The following is a 25,333-nucleotide window of genomic DNA, read 5'->3' on the forward strand; positions in this document are numbered from 1 at the left end:
CCGGCTTTCTCGCTTTTATAGGGAATGAATTCGGGTCCGACTCCCGGCATTTCCACAATTTCCCCCAAGGCAACTAAAGCGAAGGTAAAGAAACCGTGAACCCGGTAATCAAGAAATTCCAGTTCGGTCAGTCGACCGTAACCCTCGAGACTGGCCGCATTGCCCGCCAGGCCACCGGTGCCGTCCTGGTCACCATGGACGACGTCACCGTGCTCTGCACCGTTGTCGGCGCCAAGCAGGCCGACCCGAGCAAGAGCTTCTTCCCGCTCTCCGTGCACTACCAGGAGAAAACCTACGCAGCCGGCCGTATCCCCGGTGGCTTCTTCAAGCGTGAAGGCCGTCCTTCCGAGAAGGAAACCCTGACCTCGCGCCTGATCGACCGCCCGATCCGTCCGCTGTTCCCGGAAGGCTTCATGAACGAAGTGCAGGTCGTCTGCACCGTCGTTTCCACCAACAAGAAGTCCGATCCGGACATCGCCGCCATGATCGGCACCTCCGCCGCCCTGGCGATCTCCGGCATTCCGTTCGCCGGCCCGATCGGCGCTGCCCGTGTTGGCTTCCACCCGGAAATCGGCTACATCCTCAACCCGACCTACGAACAGCAGCAGAGCTCCAGCCTCGACATGGTCGTGGCCGGTACCTCCGACGCCGTACTGATGGTTGAGTCCGAAGCCGACGAGCTGACGGAAGACCAGATGCTGGGCGCCGTTCTGTACGCCCACGAAGAGTTCCAGGCAGTCATCCGTGCCATTGCCGAACTGGCAACCGAAGCCGGCAAGCCGAGCTGGAACTGGACCGCACCGGTCGAAAACACCACCCTGGTCAACACCATCAAGGCCGAGTTCGGTGCTGCCATCTCCGAGGCCTACACCGTTACCGTCAAGCAGGACCGTTACGCGGCCCTGGACGCCCTGCGCGAGCAGATCGTCGCCAAGTTCGCCGGCGAAGGCGAAGGCCAGTTCTCCGCGGGTGAAGTCAAAGAAGTCTTCGGCCTGCTGGAATACCGCACCGTTCGCGAAAACATCGTCAACGGCAAACCGCGTATCGATGGCCGCGACACCCGCACCGTTCGCCCGCTGAAGATCGAAGTCGGCGTACTGGGCAAGACCCACGGCTCGGCGCTGTTCACCCGTGGCGAAACTCAGGCCCTGGTCGTTGCCACCCTTGGCACCGCCCGTGACGCCCAGCTGCTCGACACCCTCGAAGGCGAGCGCAAAGACCCCTTCATGCTGCACTACAACTTCCCGCCGTTCTCGGTAGGCGAGTGTGGCCGCATGGGCAGCGCAGGCCGTCGTGAAATCGGCCACGGCCGTCTGGCACGTCGCAGCGTTGCTGCCATGCTGCCGACCCAGGACGAGTTCCCCTACACCATCCGCGTCGTTTCCGAGATCACCGAGTCCAACGGCTCCAGCTCCATGGCTTCGGTCTGCGGCGCTTCCCTGGCTCTGATGGACGCCGGTGTTCCGGTCAAGGCGCCGGTTGCCGGTATCGCCATGGGCCTGGTGAAGGAAGGTGACAAGTTCGCCATCCTGACCGACATCCTGGGTGACGAAGACCACCTGGGCGACATGGACTTCAAGGTCGCCGGTACCGACAAGGGCGTGACCGCCCTGCAGATGGACATCAAGATCAACGGCATCACCGAAGAGATCATGGAGATCGCCCTGGGCCAGGCCCTGGAAGCTCGCCTGAACATCCTCGGCCAGATGAACCAGATCATCGCCGCTCCGCGCGCCGAGCTGTCGGAAAACGCTCCGACCATGATCCAGATGAAGATCGACACCGACAAGATCCGCGACGTCATCGGCAAGGGCGGCGCCACCATTCGCAGCATCTGCGAAGAGACCAAGGCCTCGATCGACATCGAGGACGATGGCAGCGTGAAGATCTACGGCGAAACCAAGGAAGCTGCCGAGGCCGCCAAGCAGCGCGTCCTGGGTATCACCGCGGAAGCCGAAATCGGCAAGATCTACGTTGGCAAGGTTGAGCGCATCGTCGACTTCGGCGCCTTCGTCAACATCCTCCCGGGCAAGGATGGTCTGGTGCACATCTCGCAAATCAGCGACAAGCGCATCGACAAGGTCACCGACGTTCTGCAGGAAGGCCAGGAAGTCAAAGTCCTGGTTCTCGATGTGGACAACCGTGGCCGCATCAAGCTGTCCATCAAGGACGTAGCCGCTGCTGAAGCCTCTGGCGTGTAAGCAAACGGTGAAATGAAAGAGGGCCCCTTGCGGGCCCTCTTTTTTTGCCTTGAGAATGCGCCAATCGCCGATCTCGCTCCAAGGATGCCCCGAGATGGACAAGCGTTACTGTCACTACCACAGTGCCCAACCCGCGACCTGGCATTGCCAGCCCTGCGAGCGCCACTACGGTGACTGCTGCATTCCCTTGAACGCCGACGCTCCAGAGTATGCGCCGTCTTGCCCGCTGTGCCGTGGCCACCTGCGCTTCCTGGGGGCGGCGAACACCGCGCAACCCTTCTGGGAGCGCCTGCCGAAATTCTTTGCCTATGGCTTCCAGGCGGGGCCACTGGCGTTCTGCGCACTACTGGCATTGGCCTGTGTGTTCATGCCGGCGGTTTTCCTGCTCTGGATCGCGCTATTCAGTGTGGCGACCAAGTACCTGCACAGCGTGATCGAAGCGGCCAGCTTTGGCGGCCAGGAAGCCCCGGGCCTGCTGGAAGCCTTCAGTGCTGACAGCCTGCGGACGTTCTTCCAGCAACTGGCGGTGTTCCTGATTGCCCTGGTGCTGCTCTGGCTGGCAGCCGACTTCCACAGCGAGGCGATCTATTGGGCGGCCAATATCGCCATCATGCTGGTGTTGCCGGCGAGCATCATTCGCCTGTCCCTGGACAAGAGTCTGGGCGCGGCGCTCAGCCCCGGTGAAGTGGGGCAGGTGATCGCGGCCATGGGCTGGCGATATCTGATCCTCTGTGTATTCCTGTTCATCCTCTGGCAGTCGCCGACCTACGTCGGCTGGCTGCTGTCCCATGGCTTGCCCAGGGTGGTGATGGTGCCCGTGGTCGCTGCGTTGACGGGCTACTTCAGCGTGGTGATGTGCGCCATGATGGGCTATGCCGTGTTCCAGTATCAGGGGGCGCTGGGCTACGTCTCCGCCGGCGAAGATGCGCCAGCCGGCTTCGCCGCGCCGGAATGGCACCGCCGCAAGGCCCTAGCCGAGGCTGAGGTGCGGGTCAAGGAAGGGCAGACCGGAGCGGCGCTGGAGATCCTCCTCGCCGCCTTGCGCGAGGGGCGCCAGGATCTCAAGCTGAACGAGCGCTATCACCAACTGCTGTTCGCTCTCAACGAGCGTGCAGAATGCCTGAACCACCTGCCGCATTACCTTGGGCTGGCCAGCCGTCTCAATCCACAGCTTGCCGCCAGCGCCTTCCTCAATGCCCGGCAGCTGCAGGCGGATTACCTGCCGGAAGACCCGACAGTCTGCGAACGCATCGCCGAGGTGTTGATCGAGCGGCACAAGGCCCGCGAGGGACTTAGCCTGCTGCGTAACCTGCACAAGCGCTTCCCGGATTATCCCGGCATCGCGCGCGCCTATCTGATGGCTGCACGTGCATTCTCCGAAGAGCTGGGGCAGGTGGAGCCTGCCCAGCAACTGCTGGCCTTCATTCGCCAGCGCTACCCGGCATTCGAGCAGATGGGCGAGGTGGTACAGCTTGAAGCCGTGCTAGCCAAACTGGGTCGCAGCTCCGGCACCTGATCGTGCAGCCTGCACGAAGCGCAGCGGCGGGTTTTGCAATCTGCAAGCGACAGGTGTTTTTGGTTTATTCTTAACTATCTGATTTATAAGGTTTTTACTGATTTAGGAAAACTGGCACAGGGCTTGCGATAGTCCTAGTGCAACTGCTGCCAGGAACGGGCCGCAGTTTTCCAATAATTCAGGAGAAACCGCCATGAAACGTTTCAACAAACTGGCCCTTGCCGCTGCCACCGCAACCGCTCTGAGCTTCTCGTTCGCCAACTCGGTGTTCGCCCAGCCGACGACTCTGGCCGCCAATGACACCGTCCAGAAAACTGAAGAGGCGGTTTCCGACACCTGGATCACCAGCAAGGTGAAGTCCAGCCTGATCGCCAACAAGGACATCAGCGGCACCAACATCAAGGTCGAGACCAACAAGGGCGTGGTTTCCCTGTCCGGTAACGTCAAGACCGATGCCGAGAAGGAACTGGCGGTGAAGACTGCACAGGACATCAAAGGCGTGAAAGCCGTATCGGCTGACGGCCTGAAGTCGGTCGAGTAAGGGCGCGCCTAGCCTCGAACGACTTACCCCATCCAACCCTCGAACAGGAGGATCGCCATGAACACTGACGTCATCAAAGGCAAGTGGAAGCAGCTGTCCGGCTCTCTCAAGGAAAAGTGGGGCAAGCTCACTGACGACGACCTGCAGGCGGCGGACGGACATGCCGAATACCTGGTGGGCAAACTGCAGGAGCGCTACGGTTGGACCCGCGAGAAAGCGGAAGAGGAAGTCCGCGATTTCAGCCGTCACCTGTAACGCCCAGGCACACGGATGACACAAGCCCCGCCGATTCGCCGGCGGGGCTTTTTGTTGGGTGGGTCAAGGCGCCAGGTGCTGCTGATAGATCGTCAGTTGGCGGGTTGGGTCCGCTTCCGGGAAGTGTTGGCGGAGGAAGCGCGAGAGCTCGCGCACTGCCTGCAAATCGCCTTTCTGGCCCATCTGCTTGGCCAGTTGCAGGGTCAGGCCGGGCATGGGTTCCGGCAGTTGGCCGGAGCGCGCGAGGCGGCGCCAGCTGCTCAGCGCCTGGGGCGCTTCATTGAGTTGCAGCAGCTTGCGCAGCAGATGCAGTTGAATCGTCGGGTGCGCGAGCAGCCCTGCATCGCTGCCGGCGCTTTCCACCGCGAGCCGGCGCAGCAAGGCATCGGCTGCGGGGGACGGCGGCAGGGCGAACAACTGCTTGAGAGTTTCGCTCATCAGGGCGCGATCCTGGCGCCCCTTGGCCACACCATAGAGGCGTTCGACGAGCACAGCCCTTCCAGGGTACTGGCGCAGCAACTGCGGACCGCGTGCGGCAGCCTGGTCGAGAGCGAAGCGACCGATCTGCTCATCCAGCGAGGCCAGTGCGCGCTTGAACGGCGCATCCGGGTCTTCCTTCGCCAGGTAGGCCTCGTCGACCGGCATTCGCCCCAGCTTGCGCGGCAACCAGACGGCGAGGAAGCCGGAGACCAGCCCGCCGATGTGTGCGTAGTAATTCACGTGGTCGGCGGCACGGATCAGCCCGAACAGTTCCTTGCCCAGCCACAGCGGCAGGATCCACAGCGCCGGCGCCTTGAGGTAGCCGATCAGCGGCCCGAGCCAGTAGAAGAACTGGATGCGGCGCAGGCCGTAGACCCCGATATACATGCCCATCAGGCCGGAGATCGCGCCTGACGCGCCGATGCCAGGTACCCACGAAGGGTCGAGCGCCCACCAGAGCAGCCCGGAACACAGGCCGCTGAACAGGTAGAGGCCCAGGTACAGGAGGCGTCCCAGCGCCGCTTCCAGAGCGAAGCCGAAGATGAACAGGAACACCATGTTGCCGGCCAGGTGCCAGAAGCCGCCGTGGAGGAACATCGAGCCGAACAGGCCCTGCACGGTGAAGCGCTCGGGGATGAAGCCGAAGCGCAGGCTGCTGGTCTGGTCGCGCGCCGCTTCAGCTTGGGTGCGCGCTGCCTGCCAGGCCGCGTCCTGCTGGAAGGCTGGCAGGCCGCGCAGCTCGTGGCCGAATTCCAGGTCCGAGAGCACCAGCCAGGCCAACTGCTGGCGGGGCAGGGCTTCGAGGGCGCGCTGCTGCTCGGCTTTCAGCCGCTCGCGACGCTCCAGCGAGGCGCTGAACAGCGGGCGCTCATGACTCAGCAGGTCCTGTTCCAGGTAGACACGCACGGCTTCTTCGCGCCGTGTGCTGTCGCCACCCTGGTAGCCGAAGTAGATCAGGATGTTGATGACGATCAGCAGCAACGTGATGACCGGAGGCTTCTTCCAGTCCAGCGGGTGCTCGGCGGGGACGATGACCATGGCGACCGGTCCTTGGCGCAGGTGACGTGAATGGCGGCGAGACTAGCACCCGGCCACTACGCCTGTCAGTCGCCGCTGCGCTTGCTCTTGATGTCGCTCAGGCGGTTGCCTTCGAAGCGCACGAAATACAGCATGCCGCTCCAGGGGCCATAGATCCATTCCTCCACGGCCACTTCCATGGATTCGCCATAGCGCTCACCCGGGACTTGCTTGTAGCCCAGGAACGAACGGTCCACAGGCTGGCCGCAGCGACTGAGCACGTCGCTGGTGACGTCACCGGTGCTGATCAGCTTGCTGTTGCAGCGCAGGCTGGCGGCCTGGGCGTCGGTTGCCGCGAAGCTGAGCGGCAACAGGAGCGCAGCGGCGCGCATGAGGTTGGTCGTTTTCAATTGCGTTTGAACTCGATGCTTTTGAGCTTGTTGGCTTCGAAGGTGAGGATGTAGCTGGTGCCATTGCGCGGGCCGTAGACCCACTCCTCGACCCGGTACTCGCGGCGGTCGTAGCCACCGAGGGTATAGCCAACCTCGTCACGGTGATCGGGAGCACCGCACTTCTGCTCGACTTCCCAGGCGCGGTCGCCGGCGTTGATCAGGTTGCTGCCGCAGCGCATGCTTTCCGCCTGGGCGCCCGCCGCACAAAGCAGCAGGGCGCAGGACGTCCAGGTCAGGGCTTTCATCGAACGACTCCTTACTCGCTATCGAGGTGAAGCTGGGTGGCCACATTGCCACCATTCTCCGCTTCACCGAAGCTGACGTCGATGAGGTAGATACGGTCGTCGCCGAGGCCACCCTTGGTAACCAGGTAGTCCTTGATCTGGGTCGCCCGCTCCTGGCCGAGCTTGCGCAGCAGCAACTGGCTGTCGCTCCAGGAGTCGAGCACGGCCTGGCGCATTTTCGCCGAGCGCTCGTCCTTGCTGAGCTGCTGCCATTCCGCGGGGGGCTGCTTCTTCAGACGTGCACGGTAGACGCCTTCGAGCAGGATCGGCTGCAAGTCCTCGGGAACCTCCAACTGACTGGCATCGCTAGGCACCTTGTCGCCGCGGCGTTGCAACATGCTGTAGTAGTTCTTCTGGTATTCCTGCTTCAGGCGCTTGTCGGCCAGCAGCGGACCGTCGCTGCTGGCGGCGGCAACGCCTTCGACTTCCAGCTTGAGCGCCGGGCGCTGCTTGAGGGCTTCGGCCAGCTTGTCGAGGTTGCCCTGGGCACTGGCGTCCAGCTCGCTGGAGCCTGGGGCAAAGGTCACGTTGCTCAGGTCCGGGCCGCCGGAGCCACCGGCCAGCCCGGCGATGAAGTTGAAGGGCGCCTGCACGGCGCGCACGACCAGGTTACGCAAGGTCTGCCAGACGATGGGCATGACGCTGAACTGCGGATTGTTCAGGTCGCCTTCCACCGGCAGTTGGATGTCGATATTGCCGTTGGCGTCCTTGAGCAGGGCGATTGCCAGCTTCACCGGCAGGTCCACGGCGTCCGGGCTGTCGACTTTCTCGCCCAGTTGCAGGTGTTCCACCAGCACCTTGTTGTCGGCTTTGAGCTTGCCCTGGGTGATCTGGTAATGCAGGTCCAGGTTCAGCCGGCCCTTGCGGATGCGGTAGCCGGCAAACTTGCCGGAGTAGGGCGTCAGGGTAGTCAGCTCGACCCGCTTGAAGCTGGTGGCGATGTCCAGCTTTTCCAGTGGCGAGAAGGGGTTGAGACTGCCCTTGATGGTAACCGGCGCGTATTTGTCGACCTTACCTTTCACGTCCACCGAGGCGGGGGCCGGATTGCGGTTGTCGATGGTGCCGATCTCGCCGCCCAGTTGCTGGATAGCGGTGGCGAAATCCGGGCGCAGAGTCAGGTCGGCGAAGTTGGCCGAGCCGTTGTTGATCTTCACGCCGCCGATGCGGATACCCAGCGGCTTGCTGTTTCCGCCGGAAGCACTGCCCTTGTTCGCCGATGGCGAGCTGGATTCGGGTTGCGCAATGATCAGCTCGCTGACGTTGGTGCTGCGGTCTTCGTTGATGATGAAGCGCGCGTAGGGCTCTTCCAGCGAGACGGTCTGGATCACCAGGCTGTCGCCATGCTTGTACGCCAGGCCGTCGAGGGTCAGCTTGGTCCATTTGACGAAGTCGCGGTTCTTGAGGGTGTCCAGGGTGTGCAACTGGGTCACCTGGGCACTGCCGTTGACGCTGAAGGCCAGCGGCTCCGTACCCTTGAGGTCGACATCCAGATCGCTGGAGAGCAGGCCGCTGCGTAGCTCCAGGCGGATGAACGGATCGATATAGGCCTGGGCTACTCGCAGGTCGATATCGCGGGTCGAAACCTTGAGCCTGGCGCTGACCGGATTGGGGATGACCTGGCCACTGGCTTCGATCTGGCCGCGGGGCCCGAGACCTGTCTTGAGCTTGAGTTGCAGCGGCGAGGTCAGGCCACTATCGAGGTTCTGCAGGTCAAGGTCCAGCGGGCCCAGTTCCAGGTTTACCGGCTTGCCCGGCGCACGATCGGCCAGGTGCGCCTTGTAGCCGCGCAGCTGGGTGTCGCGCAGGACCACATGCCAGGCCTTCGGCGGCTCGGCCGGCTTGGCAGCCTCGGCATTTTGCACAGCCTTGCCAGCCTCGCCAGGCTGTTCGGGCTGAGCCGGGGTCGGCGTTTTGGCCGGCTCGGCCTGGGCCGTCTTGGCGGGCTCACCAGGCGTGGCCTGAGATTTTTCGGTCGAGGCCTGCTGTTGCTGATCCTTGGCAGACTCCGCCGTGGCCTCTGTGGCAGGGGCCGGTTCCGGAGCGGCCTGAGCCTGTGGCGTGGGCTCCTCGGGGCGCTTGTAGGGCTTGAAGTTGGCGAAGAGCTTCTGCCAGTCCAACTGGCCGTCCTTCTCGCGTGCTGCCCAGGCCTCCAGGCCCTGGCTGCGAATCTGGCCGACCAGCACTTCCTGCTTGGCGAGGTCGAGGGTGGTATCGGCAACATCGAGGCTGGCGAGCTTGGCCAGCGGTTTACCGTCAGGCGAGCTGAGGTCAAGGTCGCGCAATTGGATGGCAGTCTTGTCCAGCAGCAACTGCGTGCCCTTCGACAGGTCCAGGTGGTAGTCGGAAGCGACACTGAGGATGCCGTTGTTCAGATTCAGCGGCGCGTTGTCCCGCACGTAGGGCCACCAGGCCTTCAACGGCACGCCGTCGAGGGTGATGCTGCCCTTGGAGGTGAATGGCACGATGCTCAGGTCACCTTTCCAGTCCAGTTTGCCGCCGTGGGGGCCAGTGGCGACCAGTGTCATGACGGCGCCATCTTCAGGCAGGGTGCTGAGGTTGTGCAGTTCGAAGCCCATTGGATCGAAAACGAACTCCACCGGTTCGCTGGGGCGACGGTCAAGGAAGTGCAGGCTGCCTTCGGCCAGGCGAATGCGATCGATGCGCAGCGGGAAGGGATTGCCCGGTTCCTCCTGAGCAGGCGCCGGCTGGCTGGGCGGGAGCTTGAACAGCTGGCTCAGGTTCAGCGTGCCGTTCTCGGCGAACAGCAACTCGGTGTGTGGCGCGTCCAGTTCGACGTCGGCGAGGTGCAGCCTGCGTTTCCACAGGCTGTCGAGTTCGAGATTGGCGTAGAGCCGACGGAAGCGTACCTGCTCCTTCCCGTCGTCCCCCAGGTGCAAGCCCCAGAGGGTCAGCTCCAGGCTGAATGGATTGAAATCGATACGTTCCAGACGTGCGGGAACGCTCGAGTAGTGAGCCAATTGCTGGTTGGCTATCCGCAGCCCGACACCGGGCAGGATGAGAAAGCCCAGCAGGCAATAGAAGAGGACTAACAGCACTACCGCGCCGATCGCGCGTTTCAATCCTTTGGGCATGGCGAGAGTCGTTTCCGTCGTGACGTGCCACATGAGTATGGCACGGCTGTGATTCTTCGATTCGATAGTCGCCGTCGGACGCGGTTTTCAGTGATGTCTGTCAGTCGTTCAGGCGATGGGTGCGGGCGAATTCCACCAGGTCCACGAGGCTGTCGAGGTTCAGCTTCTCAAGAATGCGGGTCTTGTAGGTGCTGACGGTCTTTTGGCTGAGGAAGAGTTCCTCGGCGATGTCCTTGTTGCTCATCCCTCTCACCAGGCTGCGCAACACGACCAGTTCGCGTGGCGTGAGGCTGGCCACCGGGTCGGTGTTCTTGTCGATGCTCAGGGACTTTTCCGGGAAGCAACGATAGCCGGAGACCAGCATGCGAGCCGCGTTGAGAATGGCGCTGGTGTCCTTGTTCTTGCTGACGAACCCATGCGCACCCGCCGCTTCGACCTTGCTCGAGTAGAGACGTTCATCCTGCGAGCTCAGGACCAGCAGGCGGATGTTTTCGTCGAAGATGTGGATGCGCGCCAGCAAGTCGAGCCCGTCCATGCCGGGCAGATTGAGGTCGAGTATCACCAGGTCGGGGCGTTCCTTGCGTACGGCGTCCAGTCCTCCATGGCCATCGGCCGCTTCACGGGCTACTTCGAACTGCGGATCCTGCTCGAGCAACGAGCGGATCGCCAAACGCATTGCGGGGTGGTCTTCGATCAGCACCACACGCTTCTTCATAACTGACTCCCTGAGTCAAAATAATTGCGGCATTGATCTTGAAGATAGACCAGTTGTTCAAGTACCTACGGAATATTCCTATGTGTAGGACTGAAAGCATGCGGGGAGTCAGGTTGGCAGGGCGTTGGCCTGCCCGCGTGCGCGGAGACTCGCTGTGCAGAGAGAATTCTGCACAGCGAGGCTGGGTTGTTACCGCTCCAGGGCCAGCGCCACACCTTGCCCACCGCCGATGCAGAGCGTCGCGAGGCCCTTTTTCGCGTCCCGGCGGAGCATCTCGTGCAACAGGGTGACGAGCACGCGGCAGCCCGATGCGCCGATGGGATGGCCAAGGGCGATGGCGCCCCCGTTCACGTTCACCTTCGCAGCATCCCAATCCAGCTCCTTGCCCACCGACAGAGCCTGGGCGGCGAATGCCTCGTTGGCTTCGATCAGGTCCAGGTCGGCAAGTTGCCAGCCGGCTTTCTCCAGGCAGCGGCGGGTAGCCGAGACCGGCCCGATGCCCATGATGGCCGGATCCACGCCGGCGTTCGCATAGGCGGCAATGCGGGCCAGTACCGGCAGGCCGAGCTCGGCGGCCTTGGCGGCGCTCATCAACAGCACGGCAGCGGCGCCGTCATTGAGGGTTGAGGCGTTGCCGGCGGTGACGCTGCCGTCCTTCTTGAACGCCGGCTTGAGCTTGCCCAGGGATTCGGCGGTAGTGCCGGCACGCGGCTGCTCGTCGGTGTCGAAGCGCAGCGGATCGCCCTTGCGCTGGGGGATCTCGATAGGCGTGATCTCCGCCTTGAAACGGCCGGCTTCGATGGCCTCAACGGCCTTGCGCTGGGAATCGGCCGCGAAGGCGTCCTGCTCTTCGCGGCTGATGCCGTACTTCTCCACCAGATTCTCGGCGGTGATGCCCATGTGGTAGTCGTTGAAGGCGTCCCACAGGCCGTCCTGGATCATGCTGTCGATCAGTTTGGCGTGGCCCATGCGCAGGCCGGTGCGGGCGCCGGGCATGACGTAGGGGGCGAGGCTCATGCTTTCCTGACCTCCGGCGATGACCACGTCGGCGTCGCCGCAACGGATGGCCTGTGCGGCCAGGTGCAGAGCCTTGAGGCCGGAGCCGCAGACCTTGTTGATTGTCATCGCGGGCACGCTGTTGGGCAGCCCGGCAGCGATCGAGGCCTGGCGTGCCGGGTTCTGGCCGGCGCCGGCCGTCAGGGTCTGGCCGAGGATCACCTCGTCGACCCGGGCCGGGTCCAGGCCGGTCTGTTGCAGCAGGCTGCGAATCACCGCGGCGCCCAGCTCATGGGCCGGCAGCGCGGAAAGCGAGCCCTGGAAGCTGCCGATGGCGGTACGGGTGGCAGCGACGATGACGACTTCTTGCATGACACGAATCCTCTGTCGGGAGCGGCGAGGCCGCAGCGAAGGGCCATGGTTGCACGCCCGCCGCCGGCTCACCACCCCGCGAACCGGGTAGTCACGTTTCAGCGCAGAGGCGGTAGTCCCATGCGACGGCGTGCGCGGTGCAGCGAGCCATTGCGCACTGCCCAGCGCAGCAGCGGCACGCTGCGCTTCACGCTGGAGCGGATCAGCTGGCGCTGCAGGCTGCCCAGGCTGAGGCCGAGTTGGTCGGCGGCCCAGTCGGGCAGCAGGTCGATGCCGGCGCGCATCATCAACATGCCAAAGGGCTTGGCGAGGAAGCTGGGGGCGGGTGCGTTGAACAGTACGCTGACCACCTCGCGGGTGCGTTCGTCGTAGCGAAGCTGTGGCCGCATGCGTTGCAGGTAGGCGGCAACCTCCGCACGGGAGCGCGGAACGTCGCGCGCTCCGAGTCGCTCGGCGATGAGAGCGATCTCGTCGTAGTAACGGTCCTGTTCGTCGCCGGGAAGATTCGGGTTCAGGTAGCGCAGGTGCGAGGCGAGGAAGCAGCTGACTTCGGCGACGTGCACCCAGGTGAGCAGGTCCGGGTCGCTGGCGGCGTAGGACGAGCCATCGGGCAGCGTGCCATGGACGTTGTCGTGGATACGGCGCACCCGCTCGATCAGTTTCTCGGCGTCGCCGCGCGAGCCATAGGTGGTGGCGGAAATGAACTGCCCGGTGCGGCGCAGGCGACCGAGCGTGTCGGCGCGGAAGTTGGAGTGGTCCCACACGCCACCGAGTGCGCCCGGATGGAGCATCTGCAGGAGCAGGGCGCTGATGCCACCGATGAGCATCGAGCTGAAGTCACCGTGGACTTTCCAGCTCACGGAGTCCGGCCCGAACAGGCCGGGGTCGCCCTTGGGCGACTCGAAGTCGACCCCGCCCAGGGCGAGGCCGGTCAGGCTGAGTACCTGGCTTTCGATATGACGACGTACGGTTTCCATTGCGGCGGACAGGCCTTGGGGCAAGGACGACAGGTCTGTTCTCTAAACCTAGCATCTTTGCCCCTGTGGCCTGTAGCGCGGGTCAACGGTTGAGGCGGTTGTCGATCAGCCCCTGGACCACGCTGGGGTCAGCCAGGGTCGAGGTGTCGCCAAGGTTTTCCAGTTCATTGCAGGCGATCTTGCGCAGGATGCGCCGCATGATCTTGCCCGAGCGGGTCTTGGGCAGGCCCGGCGCCCACTGCAGCATTTCCGGCTTGGCGAAGCTGCCGATCTCCTTGCTCACCAGGGCCAGCAGCTCCTGCTTGAGCGCGTCGCTGGGTTCGATGCCATTCATGGTCGTGACGAAGGCGTAGATGCCCTGGCCCTTGAGGTCGTGCGGATAGCCGACCACGGCAGCCTCGGCGACCGAGTCATGCAGTACCAGCGCGCTCTCCACCTCGGCGGTGCCGATGCGGTGGCCGGAAACGTTGATCACGTCGTCCACGCGACCAGTGATCCAGTAGTAGCCATCCTCGTCGCGGCGCGCGCCGTCGCCGGTGAAGTAGTAGCCGGGATAGGGTTTGAAGTAGGTATCGATCATCCGCTGGTGATCGCCATAGACGCTGCGGATCTGGCTGGGCCAACTGGCCTTGACGGCGAGCACGCCGGAGCCGGGGCCGTCGATTTCCTTGCCCTGCTCATCCAGCAGTACCGGTTGCACACCGAAGAAGGGCCGAGTGGCCGAGCCTGGCTTGAGATCGGTGGCGCCGGGCAGCGGGGTGATCAGGATGCTGCCGGTTTCGGTCTGCCACCAGGTGTCGACGATGGGACAGCGCTGCTCGCCGACCACGTTGAAGTACCACTCCCAGGCTTCCGGGTTGATCGGCTCGCCCACCGAACCCAGCAGGCGCAGGCTGCTGCGGTCGGTTTTCTGCACGGGGGCCTCGCCCTCGCGCATCAGTGCGCGGATCGCGGTCGGTGCGGTGTAGAAGATGTTCACCTGGTGCTTGTCGATCACCTGCCAGAAGCGCGAGGCGTCGGGGTAGTTCGGCACGCCTTCGAACATCAGGGTGGTGGCGCCGTTGGCCAGCGGGCCATAGACGATGTAGCTGTGGCCGGTGACCCAGCCGACGTCCGCGGTGCACCAGTAGATGTCGCCGTCGTGGTAGTCGAACACGTACTTGTGGGTCATCGCCGCGCCCAGCAGGTAGCCGCCGGTGGTGTGCAGCACGCCCTTGGGTTTGCCGGTGGAGCCGGAGGTGTAGAGGATGAACAGCGGGTCCTCGGCGTCCATCGGCTCCGCAGCACAGTCCTCGCTGACTTCGCCCAGCGCTTCGTGGTACCAGAGGTCACGCCCTTCGACCCACGGGATCTCGCCCTGGGTACGCTCGACCACCACCACCGTGGAGACGTTCGGGCAGTCGGCCAGGGCCTTTTCCACGTTCTTCTTCAGCGGGATGTACTTGCCGCCGCGCACGCCTTCGTCGGCGGTAATCACCGTACGGCAATCGGCGTCGTTGATACGGTCGCGCAGGGCATCCGGGGAGAATCCACCGAATACCACCGAGTGGATCGCGCCGATTCGTGCGCAGGCCAGCATGGCGTAGGCCGCCTCGGGGATCATCGGCATGTAGATGCAGACCCGATCGCCCTTCTCCACGCCGCGGCTCTTCAGCACATTGGCCAGGCGGCAGACGTGGCTGTGCAGCTTGCGGTAGGTGATGTTGGCGGACTCGGCCGGGTTGTCGCCTTCCCAGATGATCGCGACCTGCTCGCCGCGCTGTTCCAGGTGGCGGTCGATGCAGTTGTAAGTGACGTTGAGCTGGCCGCCCTTGAACCAGGACGCCTGGCCCTTCGCCAGGTCGCCGCGGTGCACCGAGTGCCAGGGCTTGAACCAGTCGAGGAAGGCCTTGGCCTGCTCGCCCCAGAAGGCTTCCGGGTCGTCTACCGACTGCCGGTAGAGGCGCTGGTAGGCGTCGTTGTCGAGGTAGGCACGCTTGCGTACGGCCTCCGGCACGGGGTGAAGGCTGATCTCGTACATGGGGAATCCTTGTTGTTGTTGAGCCGAGATGCCCTCAAGGGTGCATCCAAGGCATGGCGGGTTCAAGGGTTGTCCATGTTGTTTCGACGCGCCAGGTGGCCGGATTGTTCAGGCGAGGCGTATTCCAGTTGGGCAGCGACCAGTTGCCGGGTCGCTTCACCGTAGCGCCGGGCGATGGCATCGAGTGCTCTGTCGAGCGTCTGGATCGCCGTGGCGCCGAGTCCGGGCAGTGGCGGATGCCTGTCGGCCTGGTCGGGGAGGAAGATCAGGCCCCCGGCACTGGTGACGGGGTGTGCTGCAGTGGCCTGCACTTCGCTGCGGAAGGTGCGCGCCCAGGCATCCACGGCCAGTGCCAGGCTGACTTCATCGAAGCCTGGCTCCAGGGAAACATCGAAGTCCTCGTGGTTCCACAGCGCCAGATAGTTGCCGGCGGCGGTCAGGTAGCCACTGGCGCCCAGGCTGAAGCGCTGGCTGTCGTGTTGGGCTGACCAGTCCTGCACGTCGAACTCGCGAGCGAGCCGGGCAGCTCTGGGCTGCCCGGCGATAGCCGCCACCAGTGCGAGCGATACCGGTAGCGCCGCGGTAACACCGGAGGTGGTGATGATGTTGCCGTCGGCGATGTAGCGGCGATTCTCGATCCAGCGCGCATCGGGAAACTCCCGCTGACGCTGGCTGCGCGAATACCAGTGCCCCGTGGCGCGCCGGCCGTGCAGCAGGCCGGCATTGCCGAGTACCAGTACACCGTCGCAGATACCGATGATGATTGTGCCCTGCGCGGCTTGCGCCCGGACGAAGCCCAGCAGGGCGGGGTCTGCGCTGTCGTGCACAGCGGGCACGATCAGGTAGTCAGCGCCCTGTGGATAACGTTGTTCGAAGGCGTCCAGGCTGGCCTGTGGCTGTAGTCGCAGGGCTGGCATCAGTTGCACCGGCCCGGGCTCCGTGGCGAGGGCGAGCACCTCCGCCGCCGCTGAGCGCCGCAGTACGCCGAGGGGGACGACGTAGTCGGCCAGTTCGGTCATGCGATTCTGCGCGACGACGGCGATGACCGGGCGTTCGCGGCCGAAGCGCGGTTGATAGGGCGGCAGCGCCCCATCGTCGGCTCGGGCGCAAAGGCTGCAGAGCAGCAGGCAGAGCAGTAGCGGGAAGGAGTGCATGGCCGTCTCCGGGGGTGGGGATTTCCATCCTGCGGGCGATTCTTCTGTCGCTTCCGCCACTGATGGATGAATATCCGCCAATCCTGTTCAAGGGAAACGCCTGGATGAGTGCTCCCCATCGTGTTCTGTTGCTGGTCTTCGCCGACTTCCAGTTGCTCGATGCCACTGGGCCGGCCGATGTGTTTGCCGCGGTCGATGAGCATTTGCCGGCGGCTGCCAGGCCGGCGTACCAGTTGGAGGCGATTTCTCCCTCAGGTGGGCTGGTTCGCTCCAGCACGGGGCTGGAACTGGCGACCAGGGCCTTGCCCGACCCCCGCCAAGTTGCTGGTTGCACCCTGTTGATCGCGGGCGGCCATGGGGTTCAGGCGGCCATGCAGGACGGTGAAGTCGCGAGCTGGCTGGCACAGGCCGCAGCGCATGTCGCGCGTTGTGCTTCGGTGTGCACGGGAGCTTTTCTGCTGGCCCAGGCCGGGCTGCTGGACGGCCGGCCGGTTGTTACCCACTGGCGTTACGCTGAACTCCTACAGCGCCTGTTTCCTCGCTTGCAGGTGATGCACGACGCGTTGTTCGTGCGTGACTCGACGATCTACAGCTCCGCCGGTGTTACCGCCGGGATGGACCTCTGCCTGAGCCTGCTGGAGGAAGATCACGGCCGTGAGCTTTCGCTGCGGGTCGCTCGCGGGTTGGTGATGTACCTGCGTCGCCCGGGTGGCCAGCGTCAGTTCAGTGCCGAACTGCTGGCGCAGCAGGCACCACCGGGTGGGCAGATGGAGCGCCTGGTGGAATGGCTGCGGGAGCGCTTGGCGCAGGTGCTCGACGTCGAGGAAATGGCGGCGTGGATGGCCATGTCATCGCGCTCGCTGCACCGGCATTGCCAGGCGGAAATGGGCATGACGCCGGCGAAGTTGCTGCTGGCGCTGCGCCTGGAGAGGGCGAGCCAATTGCTGGAGGCGGGAGAATCGTCACTCAAGCGCGTTGCGCTGCAAGCCGGCTTCGCTAGCGAGTACAACCTGCGGCGCGCCTTCGTGCAGGCGCTGGGTGTGACGCCCGGAGAGTTTCGGCAGCGCTTCTGCCGCTAGGGTGCGGACGGACGCGCAGGCGCGCCTCCGTCCATTTCCCGGGTCAGCCGCGATGACGACCGCGGAAGAAGTCGATCAGGCCCTGGGTGGAACCATCCTCGGCGGTGCTTTCCTCACTGCCGACCAGGCGACCGTAAACGGCCTTGCCCAGCTCCTTGCCCAGTTCCACGCCCCACTGGTCGAAGGCGTTGATGCCCCAGAGGATGCTCTGCACGTAGACCTTGTGCTCGTACATGGCAATCAGCGCGCCCAGGCGGCGGGCGCTGATGCGCTCCAGCACCAGGGTGTTGCTCGGGCGGTTGCCCGGGATCACCTTGTGCGGCGCCAGGCGTTGCACTTCGGCCTCGTCCACGCCCTTGGCGCGCAGCTCGGCCTCGGCCTCGGCGCGGCTCTTGCCGACCATCAGCGCCTGGCTCTGCGACAGGCAGTTGGCGTAGAGCCACTGGTGGTGGTCGGCCACCGGGTTGTAGCTGGACACCGGGACGATGAAGTCGGCCGGGATCAGGTGGGTGCCCTGGTGCAGCAACTGGTGGTACGCGTGCTGGCCGTTGCAGCCCACGCCGCCCCAGATCACCGGGCCGGTGCCGGCGGAGACCGGGCTACCGTCCTGGCGCACGCTCTTGCCGTTGGACTCCATGTCCAGCTGCTGCAGGTGGTCGGTGATGTTCCGCAGGTAGTAGTCGTAGGGCAGGATCGCATGGCTGCGTGCGCCCCAGAAGTCGCCATACCAGACGCCGAGCAGGCCCAGCAGCACCGGGATGTTCTTCTCGAACGGCGAGGTGAGGAAGTGCTGGTCCATGCTGTACGCGCCGGACAGCAGCTCCTTGAAGTTGTTGATACCCACCGACATGGCGATCGGCAGGCCAATGGCCGACCACAGCGAATAGCGGCCGCCGACCCAGTCCCACATGGGGAAGACATTCTCCGGGCGGATGCCGAAGGCCGCGGCGGCCTCCTTGTTGCTGGATACCGCGATGAAGTGGCGGTACAGCTCCGCCTCGCTGCCGCCCTGGGCCAGGTACCAGGCGCGGGCGGCCTGGGCGTTCTTCAGGGTTTCCAGGGTACCGAAGGACTTCGACGAGACGATGAACAGCGTGGTCTCGGCGTTGAGCTTGGCGGTCATTTCGCGGAACTCGCTGCCGTCGATGTTCGCCAGGTAGTGGCAGCGCACGCCCTTCTGGGCAAACGGCAGCAGCGCCTCGGAGACCAGCTGCGGGCCGAGGAATGAGCCGCCGATACCGATGTTCACCACGTCGGTGATCGGCTTCTCGGTATAGCCGCGCCACAGGCCGTTGTGCACCGCGGCAACCAGCTCGGTCATCTGGTGCAGCACGCGATGCACTTCCGGCATCACGTCCTTGCCATCCACCAGCACCTTGTCGCCGATCGGGCGGCGCAGGGCAGTGTGCAGCACCGGACGGCGCTCCGAAGCGTTGATCACCTCACCACGGAACATCGCCTGGATGGCTTCGCCCAGCTTCGCCTCCTCCGCGAGCTTCACCAGCAGGTCGAGGGTGTCCTGGCGGATCAGATTCTTCGAGAAGTCCAGGAACAGGCCGCAGGCGCTCATGGAGAAGCGCTTGAAGCGCTCCGGGTCCTCGGCGAATGCCTCGCGCATGGTGAAGTTCTGCAGATCCTGGCGGTGGGCGGCCAATGCCTGCCAGCTTGCCAGTTGGGTGGCATCCAGCGGGGTGCGGTGGTGTTCCATGACGTACCTTCAGGTAAGACGTGCGTGTTTGAACTTGTGGCTCTTGACCTTGCGACAGCCCGGTTGTTCCGGGCTTGTCACTTCGGTTCAGGCGAGCTGAACCGGGATGGCGTTGCTGGTGTGGCTGAGTTCGTTGCCTGGCGCCATGTACAGCATGCGCGGCTGGTAGCCTTCCAGCTCGGCGTCGCTGAACTGAGCGTACGCGCAGATGATTACCCGGTCACCTACCTTGGCCTTGTGGGCGGCGGCGCCGTTGACGGAAATCATCCGCGAGCCTTCTTCGCCACGAATGGCGTAGGTGGTGAAGCGTTCGCCGTTGTCGACGTTGTAGATCTGGATCTGTTCGTACTCGCGGATGCCGGCGAGGTCGAGCCATTCGCCATCGATGGCGCAGGAGCCTTCATAGTCGAGCACGGCGTGGGTGACTTCGGCGCGGTGCAGTTTGGCTTTGAGCATGATGCTCTGCATGGCGTGGCTCCTGTTTTTCTTCTGGTCGAGGCGAGCGGGGCGAGTATGCCCGAGCACCCGAAGTCGCTCAAGGCCGCGGTTGGCGCGGCTTCGAGGCGAAAATTCGGGTAACGGGCGGGGAATCAGTCGATGTGAAAGGCGAGGTTGTCGATCAGCCGGGTGGTGCCCAGGAAGGCGGCGACCAGGATCACCAACTGATGGTCTTCCGCGCTGGCCGGACGCAGGCCGATGGGCTCGCGGGCTTCGAGGTAATCGATGCGCAGGCCGGCCGCTTCGATCTGTTGGCTGCCCTCGGCGAGCAGCGCAGGGAAGTCTCGTTCACCCTGGCGAATGCGCTCGGCCAGCTGCTTCAGGGTGCTCTGCAGGACCGGTGCGATGGCGCGTTGCTCTTCCGTCAGGTAACCGTTGCGCGACGACAGGGCCAGGCCGTCGTCGGCGCGCACGGTGGGCTCGCCGAAGATCTGGATCGGCAGGTTCAGGTCGCGCACCAGCTTGCGGATCACCGCCAGTTGCTGGAAGTCCTTCTCGCCGAACAGCGCCATGTCGGGCTGAACCATGTTGAACAGCTTGCAGACGACGGTGGCGACGCCATCGAAGTGGCCCGGTCGGCTGCCGCCGCACAGGCCCTCGGAGACGCCAGTGACGTGCAGACGGGTCTGGCCGTCCATGCCGTCCGGGTACATCTCCTCGACGGTGGGGGCGAACAGCAGGTGGCAGCCGGCGGAGAGCAGCTTCTCCTGGTCTGCCGCCAGGGTGCGCGGGTACTTGTCCAGGTCCTCGCTGGGGCCGAACTGCAGCGGGTTGACGAAGATGCTCGCCACCACGAAGTCGGCGCGCTGACTGGCCTTGGTCACCAGAGCGGCGTGGCCGGCGTGCAGGTTGCCCATGGTCGGCACCAGCGCGATGCGCTTGCCTTCGCTACGGGCGCGCGCCACGGCGGCACGCAAGTCGCGAACTGTCTTGACTGTATTCATCAGGCGAAACCGTGCTCCGGGCCGGGGAAGGTGCCGTCCTTGACAGCCTTCACGTAGGCGGCGAAGGCGGACTGGATGTCAGGCTGGCCTTCGAGGAAGTTCTTCACGAACTTCGGCGAACGACCGGACAGCGACAGGCCGAGCATGTCGTGCATCACCAGCACCTGGCCGTCGGTGCTGCTGCCCGCGCCAATGCCGATGACAGGGATCTTCACCGCTTCGGTGATTTCCTTCGCCAGGGCGGACGGCACGCATTCCAGCAACAGCGCGGCGGCGCCGGCCTGCTCCAGGGCGATGGCATCGGCGCGCAACTGGCGCGCCTGGGCTTCCTGGCGACCTTGCACCTTGAAGCCGCCGAACAGGTTGACGGCCTGCGGGGTGAGGCCAAGGTGCGCGCATACCGGAATGCCCATCTGGGCCAGGCGAATGATCGGCTCGGCGAGCCATGCGCCGCCTTCGAGCTTGACCATGTGGGCGCCGGCCTGCATGACCTTCACCGAGTCGCGCAGCAACTGGTCGAGCGAGGTACCGGATTCGAACGGCAGGTCGGTGACGATCAGCGCGCCCTTGTTACCGCGTTTCACCGCGGCAGTGTGGTAGGCCATATCCTCCACGGTCACCGGCAGCGTGCTGTCGTGACCTTGCAGGACCATACCCAGGGAGTCACCGATCAGCAGCATTTCGGCACCGGCAAGACTGGCGGTGTGGGCGAAAGTGGCATCGTAGGCGGTCAGCATCGCGATCTTTTCGCCGCTTTGCTTGAGACCTTGCAGGGTGGTCAGGGTGACATCAGGCATGAAAGTGTCCTCGGTTCTGCGCCGGGCAGGGGCAAACGGGGCCCTATAGTCCGGATCGAAAAAGGCTAAGTCAATTGCAGGTGTTACCGCGTTGTTACGGCGTTACTGCCAGTGCGCCCCTCGCCTGGGGCGCAGCATGCATCAGGACAGGCGCTCGAGGCCGCTGAACGGACAGGCGGCGAGCAGCTCGGGAAGGCTGCGCCCATCGGGGAAACGCAGGTGTGGGGCGAGGTCCGCCAGTGGGTAGAGCACGAAGGCGCGGGCGTGCATGTGGTAATGCGGCACGCTCAGGCGCGGCTCGTCGATCACGCGCTCGCCAAACAGCAGGATATCGAGGTCCAGGGTACGTGGCCCCCAGCGCTCATCCTTGCGCACGCGGCCTTGTTCCAGCTCGATGGCCTGCAGGGCATCGAGCAGGGCGAGCGGCTCCAGATCGGTATCCAGTGCTGCCACCGCATTCACGTAGCGCGGCTGGTCCGGCGGGCCCAGCGGGTCGCTGGCATACAGCGGGGAGACCGCCGCCACCTTGGTGGCGGGGACCTGCGCCAGCGCCTTCAGCGCGGCTTCCAGCTGCTGGCGCGGCTCGGCGAGGTTGCTGCCGAGCCCGATGTACACGCGTTCGCTCATTCGCTGCTGGCGCCTTCGGTACGCGGGCCGCGACGACGGCGGTTGCTGCCGCCACGGCGGCGTTTGCGCGGTGCGGCGCTGCCGCCTTCTTCCTGCTGGCTGGCCAGGTTGCGGATCATGCCGCGGCGTTCGCCGTCGCTGGCTTCCTGGTAGTCGGTCCACCAGTCACCGAGGCCGCCGGTTTCCTCGCCAGCGCTCTCGCGCAGCAGGAGGAAGTCGTAGCCGGCGCGGAAACGCGGGTTTTCCAGCAGCAGGTCGGCCTTCTTGCCCTGGCGTCGCGGCAGGCGCTCCTGCATATCCCAGATCTCGCGGATCGGGATGGTGAAGCGCTTGGGCACCGCGGTGCGCCGGCACTGTTCGAGGATCAGCTCGTGGGCCGCCTCCTGCATCGCCGGGATCGGCGGCATGCCGCGGTCCTGCAGCTTCAGCACGCGGGCGGGCAGGGCCGGCCAGAGCAGTGCGGCGAACAGGAAGGCCGGAGTCACCGGCTTGCCCAGGCGAATACGCTCGTCGGTGTTGGCCAGAGCCTGGCGCATCAGCTTGCCGGCGTATTCGGGGTTTTCCCTCAGCGCCTTGGCGCTTGCCGGGAACAGCGGAGCGAACAGGTCGTATTCGTTGAGCAACTCAAAGGTGCGCTCGGCCTTGCCGCTGAGGAACAGCTTGAGCACCTCGTCGAACAGGCGTGCGGAGGGAATCTCGTTGAGCAGCGGTGCCAGGCGGCGGATCGGTGCGGCGCTGTGCTTCTCGATCTCGAAGTCCAGCTTGGCGGCGAAGCGTACGGCCCGCAGCATCCGCACCGGGTCTTCGAGGTAGCGCTGCTCCGGGTCGCCGATCAGGCGGATCAGACGGTTGCGGATATCGCGCACGCCATGGGCGTAGTCGAGTATGCGCTCGCCGGTGACGTCGAAATACAGGGCGTTGATGGTGAAGTCGCGGCGCTGCGCGTCGTCTTCCAGGGTGCCATAGACGTTATCGCGCAGGATGCGGCCGGCCTCGTTGCGGGACGCATGGGCGCTATCGGTGTCGTCTTCGCTGACCGGATGGTTGGCGCGGAAGGTCGCGACCTCGATGATCTCGCGGCCGAAATGTACGTGGACCAGCTTGAAGCGGCGGCCGATCACCCGCGCATTGCGGAATTCGGCACGCACCTGCTCGGGAGTGGCGCTGGTGGCCACGTCGAAGTCCTTGGGAGGAATGCCCAGCAGCGGGTCGCGAACGCCCCCGCCGACGATGTACGCCTGGTAGCCGGCCTTGGTCAGGCGCTCCACGACGTTCACCGCGTTCCTGCTGAACTGGTCTCGCCGCAGCGAGTGCTGATGATTGCCAACGACTTCCGGAGTAGTGCGGACGGCGCGCGGACGGCGCAGTGGGGATCGGATGGACTGGATCAGCTTTTTCAGCATGTGTGCACTATCGGGAATGGATGTATGGATGGCGTACGCGGCGCCGCTTGTTAACGGCGATTCCTGGAGAATAGCGGGTGTCTGCCGCTGCCTGGAAACAATTGGCAGCAAATCGGCCGCCTTCTGCGCCGCGGCGATTCTAGCATTGTGGGGTGGGATGATGAAGAAAACTGGGGAAAGGGACTTGCGGGGAGACTGGAGGAGAGTGTAGCGAAAGCTACTGGGGGAGCCGAGGCTCCCCCCCAAATAGGTGCGTGCTTTGTTTTTATTATGTTTACCGGGCTTGTTGTTTTTGTTTGTAGACCCGTCCCTCGAAGCTACCTGCTTCGGGGAACCTTCCACACATGGAAGGTTTCAATAGCAAACGGATTGCTTTGGTCGCTGAGTGAGCAATGATCTTGCGATCCAACCAGTTTTGCGTGCTGCCTCAAGACAGTTTTATTCTTCTTGACTGGTTGCGGGACTTCTCCCGACGGCTACCCTTCTCCAAAAGAATCAGTTAGCTGCGCCTCCGCGATCTTGTTTTTGTTGTGCTGGAGTCGTTTCGTCTTGTTCTTATTGTGAGTGGTCGTGCTTGTTATTGTTGTTGTACCAATAACAAAGCAGATGCCGTGCCAACTTTTGCGAATCCTTATTTTTCAAGGGTTTGCGCTGATTCGCCCTTGCCGGGCAGGCACAAAAAAGCCGGGTTCCCGTTACCGATGAACCCGGCTTTTGTTACGGAGCTTGTCTCCGGTAACAGTGTGAAACGTGTTACGAGTCGGCCGATGCGCCGGATTTGCGGCGCGGGATGCCCAGGCGCTGGCGGCGTTCCCACAGGCATTTGCGGCTGATGCCCAGCTTGCGGGCCAGCTCGGTCTCGGTCATGTGGTCCTGGTGCTCGAGGACGAAGTGCTGGAAGTAGTCTTCCAGCGACAAATCCTCGGTGGGCTCGTGGTTGCTGGCGCTGCCGCTGCTCGGGCGCAGGTCGCCGTCATCGCCGAAGTCGTCGTCCAGATCATCCAGTTCGATGTCGATGCCCAGCAGGTCGGCGGGGATTTCCTGGCCCTCGCTGAGGATCACTGCGCGCTCGATGGCGTTCTCCAGTTCGCGCACGTTACCCGGCCACGGGTAGTGACGGATGGCCTGTTCAGCCTCGTGGGAGAAGGTCAGCGCCTGGCGCCCCATCTGGGAGCACTGGCGCGCCAGGAAGGAGCGGGCAATTTCCATCACGTCGGGGCCGCGTTCGCGCAGGGGCGGCAGCTTCAGCGAGATGACGTGCAGGCGGTAATAAAGGTCTTCGCGGAACTGGCCGGTCTTGGCCAGCATCTTCAGGTCACGGTGGGTGGCGGCGATCAGGCGTACATCGACCTTCTGCGATTGCACCGAGCCCACGCGGCGAATTTCGCCTTCCTGCAGCACGCGCAACAGGCGTGCCTGGGCCTCGAGCGGCAGTTCGCCGATCTCGTCGAGGAACAGCGTGCCACCGTCGGCGGCTTCCACCAGGCCTGCGCGGCCAGCGCTGGCGCCGGTGAACGCACCTTTTTCGTGGCCGAACAGTTCGGATTCGATCAGGGTTTCCGGGATCGCCGCGCAGTTCACCGAGATCAGCGGCGCCTTGGTGCGCTTGGAGAGGTTGTGCAGCGCGCGGGCGACCAGTTCCTTGCCGGTGCCGGACTCACCCTGGATCAGCACATTGGAGTCGGTGGGCGCGACCTTGCGGATCTTGGTGTAGAGCTCCTGCATGGGGGGGCAGGAGCCGATGATGCCGATCTCGCCATCTGCGGCGGCGGTGTTACCGCTGCTACGCTCGGCAGCCTTGGCGTTACCGCGGGCTTCCGCGGGGGCGTTACGGTTCTCCTGGCGATCCTTGAGGATGCGCGCCACGGCCTGGAGCATCTCGTCGTGGTCGAACGGCTTGGCGATGTAGTCCACCGCACCCATCTTCATCGAGTCCACCGCCGAGCGCAGGCTGGCGTAGCTGGTCATGATCAGCACCGGGGTGCCCTGCGCCAGCTTGATCAGTTCGGTGCCGGGCGCGCCGGGCAGGCGCAGGTCGCTGACGATCATATCGAACGACGGGATGCTGTAGCGCTCCTGAGCCTCCTGTACCGAGCCAGCTTCGCTGACCTGATACTGGTTGCGCTCGAGCAATCGTCGCAGGGCGGAACGGATGATGGTTTCGTCTTCGACGATGAGGATATGTGCCATGTATTCAGCTCTCTC

Annotated in this window: 21 protein-coding genes; 5 read left to right on the forward strand and 16 right to left on the reverse strand. The window is 64.2% G+C overall.

Going from position 1 to position 25,333, the window contains the following annotated elements; genetic code table 11:
- Positions 1 to 95 precede the first annotated feature (95 nt).
- From pnp to N5C91_RS15560, 4 genes are all read left to right on the forward strand, one after another.
- Positions 96 to 2,201: a polyribonucleotide nucleotidyltransferase gene (gene pnp / locus N5C91_RS15545; RefSeq protein WP_236175210.1), complete on the forward strand. Its 2,106-nt coding sequence runs from the start codon at positions 96 to 98 to the stop codon at positions 2,199 to 2,201.
- Positions 2,202 to 2,295: 94 nt separating this feature from the next.
- Positions 2,296 to 3,717 (forward strand): DUF4013 domain-containing protein, encoded by a 1,422-nt coding sequence (locus N5C91_RS15550; RefSeq protein ID WP_236175209.1) that lies wholly within the window; start codon positions 2,296 to 2,298, stop codon positions 3,715 to 3,717.
- 193 nt (positions 3,718 to 3,910) lie between these two features.
- Positions 3,911 to 4,258, forward strand: coding sequence for a BON domain-containing protein (locus N5C91_RS15555; protein ID WP_236175208.1), 348 nt, complete (start codon positions 3,911 to 3,913; stop codon positions 4,256 to 4,258).
- A 57-nt stretch (positions 4,259 to 4,315) separates the two neighbouring features.
- Positions 4,316 to 4,513 carry a CsbD family protein gene (locus N5C91_RS15560; RefSeq protein ID WP_024765331.1) on the forward strand — a complete coding sequence of 66 codons (198 nt, stop codon included), beginning with the start codon at positions 4,316 to 4,318 and terminating at the stop codon, positions 4,511 to 4,513.
- Positions 4,514 to 4,576: 63 nt separating this feature from the next.
- On the opposite strand, the gene N5C91_RS15565 is transcribed toward N5C91_RS15560, so the two are convergent.
- The 9 genes from N5C91_RS15565 to N5C91_RS15605 all read right to left on the reverse strand — a co-directional run bounded on the left by N5C91_RS15565 (position 4,577) and on the right by N5C91_RS15605 (position 16,072).
- The gene (locus tag N5C91_RS15565) at positions 4,577 to 6,031 is read right to left on the reverse strand and encodes a rhomboid family intramembrane serine protease (protein WP_279830348.1); all 1,455 of its coding nucleotides are present in this window, start codon (positions 6,029 to 6,031) and stop codon (positions 4,577 to 4,579) included.
- Between the two features lie 65 nt (positions 6,032 to 6,096).
- Positions 6,097 to 6,402 (reverse strand): DUF2845 domain-containing protein, encoded by a 306-nt coding sequence (locus N5C91_RS15570; RefSeq protein WP_236175206.1) that lies wholly within the window; start codon positions 6,400 to 6,402, stop codon positions 6,097 to 6,099.
- 14 nt (positions 6,403 to 6,416) lie between these two features.
- On the reverse strand, positions 6,417 to 6,707 hold the full coding sequence (locus N5C91_RS15575) for a DUF2845 domain-containing protein (RefSeq protein WP_236198895.1): 291 nt from the start codon (positions 6,705 to 6,707) through the stop codon (positions 6,417 to 6,419).
- Positions 6,708 to 6,718: 11 nt separating this feature from the next.
- Positions 6,719 to 9,838, reverse strand: a complete 3,120-nt coding sequence (locus tag N5C91_RS15580) for a DUF748 domain-containing protein (protein WP_279830349.1) — start codon at positions 9,836 to 9,838, stop codon at positions 6,719 to 6,721.
- Positions 9,839 to 9,938: 100 nt separating this feature from the next.
- On the reverse strand, positions 9,939 to 10,553 hold the full coding sequence (locus N5C91_RS15585) for a response regulator transcription factor (protein WP_236175203.1): 615 nt from the start codon (positions 10,551 to 10,553) through the stop codon (positions 9,939 to 9,941).
- Positions 10,554 to 10,742: 189 nt separating this feature from the next.
- A complete protein-coding gene (locus N5C91_RS15590) occupies positions 10,743 to 11,921 on the reverse strand; it encodes an acetyl-CoA C-acetyltransferase (protein ID WP_236175202.1) in 1,179 nt (392 codons plus the stop codon).
- A gap of 98 nt (positions 11,922 to 12,019) precedes the next feature.
- Complete coding sequence (locus tag N5C91_RS15595; RefSeq protein WP_279830351.1) at positions 12,020 to 12,898, reverse strand: oxygenase MpaB family protein; 879 nt, start codon at positions 12,896 to 12,898, stop codon at positions 12,020 to 12,022.
- An 82-nt stretch (positions 12,899 to 12,980) separates the two neighbouring features.
- Positions 12,981 to 14,918: an acetate--CoA ligase gene (gene acs / locus N5C91_RS15600; protein ID WP_236198891.1), complete on the reverse strand. Its 1,938-nt coding sequence runs from the start codon at positions 14,916 to 14,918 to the stop codon at positions 12,981 to 12,983.
- A gap of 62 nt (positions 14,919 to 14,980) precedes the next feature.
- Entirely contained in the window at positions 14,981 to 16,072 is a 1,092-nt protein-coding gene (locus N5C91_RS15605) for a DJ-1/PfpI family protein (RefSeq protein ID WP_279830352.1), read from the reverse strand.
- Between the two features lie 14 nt (positions 16,073 to 16,086).
- Here N5C91_RS15605 and N5C91_RS15610 point away from each other — a divergent pair, with 14 nt between their 5' ends.
- Positions 16,087 to 17,151, forward strand: a complete 1,065-nt coding sequence (locus N5C91_RS15610; RefSeq protein WP_279830354.1) for an AraC family transcriptional regulator — start codon at positions 16,087 to 16,089, stop codon at positions 17,149 to 17,151.
- 43 nt (positions 17,152 to 17,194) lie between these two features.
- On the opposite strand, the gene pgi is transcribed toward N5C91_RS15610, so the two are convergent.
- From pgi to N5C91_RS15645, 7 genes are all read right to left on the reverse strand, one after another.
- The gene (gene pgi / locus N5C91_RS15615; RefSeq protein WP_279830355.1) at positions 17,195 to 18,859 is read right to left on the reverse strand and encodes a glucose-6-phosphate isomerase; all 1,665 of its coding nucleotides are present in this window, start codon (positions 18,857 to 18,859) and stop codon (positions 17,195 to 17,197) included.
- A gap of 87 nt (positions 18,860 to 18,946) precedes the next feature.
- Positions 18,947 to 19,327, reverse strand: coding sequence for an aspartate 1-decarboxylase (gene panD, locus N5C91_RS15620; protein ID WP_017518923.1), 381 nt, complete (start codon positions 19,325 to 19,327; stop codon positions 18,947 to 18,949).
- 122 nt (positions 19,328 to 19,449) lie between these two features.
- Positions 19,450 to 20,301, reverse strand: coding sequence for a pantoate--beta-alanine ligase (gene panC, locus N5C91_RS15625; RefSeq protein ID WP_236175865.1), 852 nt, complete (start codon positions 20,299 to 20,301; stop codon positions 19,450 to 19,452).
- On the reverse strand, positions 20,301 to 21,098 hold the full coding sequence (gene panB / locus N5C91_RS15630; RefSeq protein WP_236175864.1) for a 3-methyl-2-oxobutanoate hydroxymethyltransferase: 798 nt from the start codon (positions 21,096 to 21,098) through the stop codon (positions 20,301 to 20,303). The genes panC and panB overlap by 1 nt, the downstream gene beginning before the upstream one ends.
- 141 nt (positions 21,099 to 21,239) lie before the next feature.
- Entirely contained in the window at positions 21,240 to 21,725 is a 486-nt protein-coding gene (folK, locus tag N5C91_RS15635) for a 2-amino-4-hydroxy-6-hydroxymethyldihydropteridine diphosphokinase (protein WP_279830356.1), read from the reverse strand.
- Positions 21,722 to 23,128, reverse strand: coding sequence for a polynucleotide adenylyltransferase PcnB (locus N5C91_RS15640; protein WP_279830357.1), 1,407 nt, complete (start codon positions 23,126 to 23,128; stop codon positions 21,722 to 21,724). Before N5C91_RS15640 ends, folK begins: the two co-directional genes overlap by 4 nt.
- 753 nt (positions 23,129 to 23,881) lie before the next feature.
- The gene (locus N5C91_RS15645; protein ID WP_279830358.1) at positions 23,882 to 25,318 is read right to left on the reverse strand and encodes a sigma-54 dependent transcriptional regulator; all 1,437 of its coding nucleotides are present in this window, start codon (positions 25,316 to 25,318) and stop codon (positions 23,882 to 23,884) included.
- Positions 25,319 to 25,333 lie beyond the last annotated feature (15 nt).

This window comes from Pseudomonas sp. GD03903 (genome assembly GCF_029840045.1).
GTDB lineage: Bacteria > Pseudomonadota > Gammaproteobacteria > Pseudomonadales > Pseudomonadaceae > Pseudomonas > Pseudomonas pseudonitroreducens.

Coding starts and splice junctions, on each gene's coding strand:
- panC (WP_236175865.1), bottom strand. CDS start 20,301: ATGAATACAGTCAAGACAGTTCGCGACTTGCGTGCCGCCGTGGCGCGC.
- N5C91_RS15595 (WP_279830351.1), bottom strand. CDS start 12,898: ATGGAAACCGTACGTCGTCATATCGAAAGCCAGGTACTCAGCCTGACC.
- N5C91_RS15585 (WP_236175203.1), bottom strand. CDS start 10,553: ATGAAGAAGCGTGTGGTGCTGATCGAAGACCACCCCGCAATGCGTTTG.
- N5C91_RS15565 (WP_279830348.1), bottom strand. CDS start 6,031: ATGGTCATCGTCCCCGCCGAGCACCCGCTGGACTGGAAGAAGCCTCCG.
- N5C91_RS15645 (WP_279830358.1), bottom strand. CDS start 25,318: ATGGCACATATCCTCATCGTCGAAGACGAAACCATCATCCGTTCCGCC.
- N5C91_RS15580 (WP_279830349.1), bottom strand. CDS start 9,838: ATGCCCAAAGGATTGAAACGCGCGATCGGCGCGGTAGTGCTGTTAGTC.
- N5C91_RS15570 (WP_236175206.1), bottom strand. CDS start 6,402: ATGCGCGCCGCTGCGCTCCTGTTGCCGCTCAGCTTCGCGGCAACCGAC.
- N5C91_RS15640 (WP_279830357.1), bottom strand. CDS start 23,128: ATGCTGAAAAAGCTGATCCAGTCCATCCGATCCCCACTGCGCCGTCCG.
- folK (WP_279830356.1), bottom strand. CDS start 21,725: ATGAGCGAACGCGTGTACATCGGGCTCGGCAGCAACCTCGCCGAGCCG.
- panB (WP_236175864.1), bottom strand. CDS start 21,098: ATGCCTGATGTCACCCTGACCACCCTGCAAGGTCTCAAGCAAAGCGGC.
- N5C91_RS15590 (WP_236175202.1), bottom strand. CDS start 11,921: ATGCAAGAAGTCGTCATCGTCGCTGCCACCCGTACCGCCATCGGCAGC.
- pgi (WP_279830355.1), bottom strand. CDS start 18,859: ATGGAACACCACCGCACCCCGCTGGATGCCACCCAACTGGCAAGCTGG.
- acs (WP_236198891.1), bottom strand. CDS start 14,918: ATGTACGAGATCAGCCTTCACCCCGTGCCGGAGGCCGTACGCAAGCGT.
- panD (WP_017518923.1), bottom strand. CDS start 19,327: ATGCAGAGCATCATGCTCAAAGCCAAACTGCACCGCGCCGAAGTCACC.
- N5C91_RS15550 (WP_236175209.1), top strand. CDS start 2,296: ATGGACAAGCGTTACTGTCACTACCACAGTGCCCAACCCGCGACCTGG.
- N5C91_RS15555 (WP_236175208.1), top strand. CDS start 3,911: ATGAAACGTTTCAACAAACTGGCCCTTGCCGCTGCCACCGCAACCGCT.
- N5C91_RS15605 (WP_279830352.1), bottom strand. CDS start 16,072: ATGCACTCCTTCCCGCTACTGCTCTGCCTGCTGCTCTGCAGCCTTTGC.
- N5C91_RS15560 (WP_024765331.1), top strand. CDS start 4,316: ATGAACACTGACGTCATCAAAGGCAAGTGGAAGCAGCTGTCCGGCTCT.
- N5C91_RS15575 (WP_236198895.1), bottom strand. CDS start 6,707: ATGAAAGCCCTGACCTGGACGTCCTGCGCCCTGCTGCTTTGTGCGGCG.